The 2,487-nt window shown below is 53.3% G+C and carries 3 protein-coding genes and 1 pseudogene; all 4 read right to left on the bottom strand.

Annotated features, from left to right (window positions below):
* A partial coding sequence (locus AUK77_RS00045; protein ID WP_296125059.1) for an OprD family outer membrane porin occupies positions 1-212 on the bottom strand: 212 nt, incomplete at its 3' end.
* Positions 213-428: 216 nt separating this feature from the next.
* Positions 429-1,040: a hypothetical protein gene (locus AUK77_RS00040; protein ID WP_296125057.1), complete on the bottom strand. Its 612-nt coding sequence runs from the start codon at positions 1,038-1,040 to the stop codon at positions 429-431.
* Positions 1,041-1,089: 49 nt separating this feature from the next.
* Positions 1,090-1,329 carry a LysR family transcriptional regulator gene (locus AUK77_RS00035; protein WP_296125055.1) on the bottom strand — a complete coding sequence of 80 codons (240 nt, stop codon included), beginning with the start codon at positions 1,327-1,329 and terminating at the stop codon, positions 1,090-1,092.
* Between the two features lie 214 nt (positions 1,330-1,543).
* Positions 1,544-2,487, bottom strand: a pseudogene (locus AUK77_RS00030) (OprD family outer membrane porin); the annotation flags it as partial.

Genomic DNA, 2,487 nt, shown 5'->3' with positions numbered 1-2,487 from the left:
AAGCCCTGGGCCCATTCCTCCTGCTTTGACTGGCTAGCTGAGTCTTGGCGGAAATCACGATTGAAATAGAAGTTGCGCGCTTCCAGACCAGCTTTGCTATCTGCCAAAAAATCAGCTGCCGCTGGTTGACTGAGACCGAGTCCTCCAGCGCTCAGCAGGAGCCCGCACGTGACTCGGTTAAGCCATTGAGAGTTGGGGGTAGCAATGAGCATGTAATTATCCTCGTCGAAAACATGTGTGGTAGACGTGGGGCAGGCTCGGGTAGGCGTATTACACTTGCACATACTTTCGATGACATTTTTATTTCAATGATCGAGAGGGCGAATGAAAGCCTTACAGGGCGAGGGTTTCAATGCAGGAGTGGAAACTTTTGTTTGTTTCAGCGAGATGACTATTTGGTGAATTAGCTGCTTGTGGACTACTCAGGGCTACTGAGTGAACCAGTTGTGGCGATCTTCAAAGGCTTTGTAGATGAGCGATACCAGTGTCTGCACTTCTGATTGCTCTGCTGCCAGCGGGGACGTTGAAATCCAGACCACCCGTTCCAAGGCAGTCTCGAATAACTCGTCAAGGGGCAGCAGGTTACGGTCTACATGGGAGATGTAGCCAGGTAGCAGGCCAATGCAGGAGGAGTTACGCAGCAAGTCAACGACCCACTCTTGTGAATGCACTTGAATGACCGCGCTTTGGCGCTGACGGATCAGCTGATTCCATGGTTCGAAACTGTCAACCGTTGTGTTTCCCGCGAGCTGAACCAGCATGAAATCCTTGAGGTCGGCTACAGAACTCGGTAGGCGTTTACCCGCATAACGTTTGGCCATATGGGCACGATAGGGAATTCGTGCAAGCATCAATGGTGTTGTCATTGCAAAGCTTGGAGTCGGTCTTGGCGTGCCGGGATCGGTGATCCAAATCATGACCTCTGCCAGCCTCTCGGGCTCGCCCTCCTGTGGGATGATTTCTAGTCTCACGGCCGCGTCATTACGCAGCCAGGAGATCAAATCACGGGCCAGCAGGTCGGTGAGCAGTGCCGTCGGCACCGCAAGACGTACCAGAGCTCGCTGGACACTGACGTCCTCTGGATGCAGGTCACCAGAATTTCTGGATCAGTAGTTGTTGTAATTCACGTCCTGTTGCGCTCAGGCTGAGCTCGCGTCCTTTATAAAGGAATAGCGGGGTACCTACAGTTGCCTCCAGCTTCCTGAGTTTTTTGCGCATCGGCACGATATGTAAGTTTAGGCTGCGTGCAGCCTGCCTAAAGCAGGCGCAGCGCGCGCTGGTCAAGAAAATCTGTGCTAGTTGGTGGTCGATGGTGAGAGGGTCGAACATGGGGGGCGATCAAAGCTCGTGCCAAGCAAAATGCATGTACTTTGAGCTTAACGAGACGAACCTAACGCCAGGATCGCAGCAGGATTACTTATTTGTAATCTGATGGAGGGAGGAGCTTTATGTTTGGAATTGAACTTCCGGCAGTATCACTTTATCAGCGCGGGCGGTTCTCAGCGCGGCACTCGACTACTAGTTCCGCGCTGAGGTTTGATGATTACAACAGCGGAAGTGTGTAGCTGACGATCAGGCGGTTCTCGTCAACATCGTTGCCGAAATTGGTTGAACGTAGTGTGGCGTTGCGCCATTTCACACCCAGGTTTTTCAGCGCACCGTCCTGGAAGACATATGCGATGTCAGTATTGAGCTCCCATTCAGGTAACGGGTCATGAACGTCAAGCCAGGGATGCCAACGCTGGCAAAGTTGAAGTCATAGCGGGCCTGCCATGAGGTTTCGTCTTTGTTGGCGAAGTCGCCGATCTGCACATAGTTGACCAGGAACGGATCGGTGCCGTTGATGTAGGCGTAGCCGGTGTCTCCGCTCATGCTCTGGTAGCCAACACCGAGGGCGTGGCCACCAAAGGCGTAGGTAAACATTGCTCCGAATGCCTTGTTGTCGACGTTGCTGTTGCCTTCATCGGTGGAGCGGGCGTAGCGAAGATCAGTTTTTAGCGACTGCTTGTCACCTAGCGGCAAGGTATGCAGGACAGTGAAAATATGCTGTTTGTAGAAGTCGTCCAGGTTGCCGTAGTTGTAGCCAGTGGTCAGGTTGCTGTTCCATTTGTAGGTCGCCCCGGCGAAGTTGAACTCATCGCTGGTCTGGAGTCCGCCGCCACTGATAGCACGGGCAGAGCCGCTGGTAATGCTGAGGTCTTCGCTATCAGAGGAGTCGCGCTGGCTTACTTGCTTGAGTTGGCCTGCATCGAAGGTCAGTCCATCAATTTCCAGCGAGTTGAGATGCCCACCCTGAAAGGTTTGTGGCAGCAGGCGCGAATCGTTTGCTTGAATGGTTGGCAGCTTGGGTTGCAGCGTGCCCAATTTCAGCACGCTGTTGGAGGCACGTAGCTTCGCGGTTAAGCCCATCTCACCATATTCATCCTGCGCTGCACGAGGTGCTTCTTTGTTGCGTTTTAGAAGGCCCGTGCCTGAACGATCAGCGCT

This window comes from Pseudomonas sp. Ga0074129, assembly GCA_001465025.1.
Classification (GTDB): domain Bacteria; phylum Pseudomonadota; class Gammaproteobacteria; order Pseudomonadales; family Pseudomonadaceae; genus Aquipseudomonas.
The sequence above is the reverse complement of the archived record's forward strand: the minus strand, read 5'-3'. Positions and strand labels throughout refer to the sequence as shown.